This window comes from Spirosoma arboris (assembly GCF_009754945.1).
In the GTDB taxonomy this organism is placed as follows: Bacteria; Bacteroidota; Bacteroidia; order Cytophagales; family Spirosomataceae; genus Spirosoma; species Spirosoma arboris.
Genome location: NZ_WPIN01000062.1, coordinates 1 through 1006 on the forward strand (window position 1 = coordinate 1; position 1006 = coordinate 1006).

The following is a 1006-nucleotide window of genomic DNA, read 5'->3' on the forward strand; positions in this document are numbered from 1 at the left end:
AGCTGCCTTAGACTATGCTCGGGATTTAGAGAATCCTTCGACCGACGTGTTACAGGCAGGTCATCAATTTCGTCAGCAGACTGATCGGATGGAAAGCAATCTGCCGGACCGACGAGCGAAAGTACTCGCGGACGTGACCCGTGCGGTCCTGGAGGAAATGAGCCAGGGAGGGCGTCACCTGATCAAGTCGGGTATTCGCTTGTTTGATGAAGCCATTGGTGGCTATGAGCCGGGATGCTTGTATGTCCCAGCAGGTAGACCATCAATGGGCAAGTCCGCTTATCTGTGTCAGCAGCTTGACGGCATCGCTATTCAGCAGAAAATTCCAGTAGGGGTACTGCTTCTGGAAGGAACTGACAAATCGATCGTTCGTCGGCTTGCTACGCGTTACTGTGGTTTTAGCGTCGAAGACATTCGATTAGGCAACGCCCATCGAGATTTAGTGGCAAAAGCCTTGGCCATCGTTGAGAAGGCTCCATTGGAAATTGATGATTCACCTTGCTCGTTGGACCGCCTGGAATCGCGCATTACCCGGTTAGTGTTGAATGGTGCTCAAATCATCTTTGTCGACTACCTGCAACGAGTCAGAGATTACCGGCCTAGAGTCACGGCAATGGAGACGATTACGGCCATCTCAGGCACGCTAAAAGACTTAGCCAAGCAACTCAACGTGCCAATTGTGGCTTTATCGCAACTTTCCCGAGAGCCCGATAAACGGAGTAGTTGGGAGAAGCGGCCGATCATGAGCGATTTGCGCGGTTCGGGCGATTTAGAGCAGGATGCCGATGCGATATTCTTTCTGTTTCGACCAGAGTATTACCATCTCAGCCAGTACCCCGATGGGGTTTCGACGGCCAACTTAACGGAGGTTCACATTGCCAAAAGCCGAGATGGTGTTATTCGTACCGGTGACGATGCGGTCGTCTTGTATCACCGGCTCAAGTACTCGGCTTATTACAGTAGTCGGGGTGAGTTTGAGAACGGTGAACCCGTTGCTGTCCGAGTG

Annotated in this window: 1 protein-coding gene; it reads left to right on the forward strand. The window is 52.0% G+C overall.

Annotated elements, in window-relative coordinates; all coding sequences use genetic code 11:
• The coding region (locus tag GO755_RS40660) for a replicative DNA helicase (protein ID WP_157591170.1) at positions 1–1006 on the forward strand (1006 nt) is incomplete at both ends.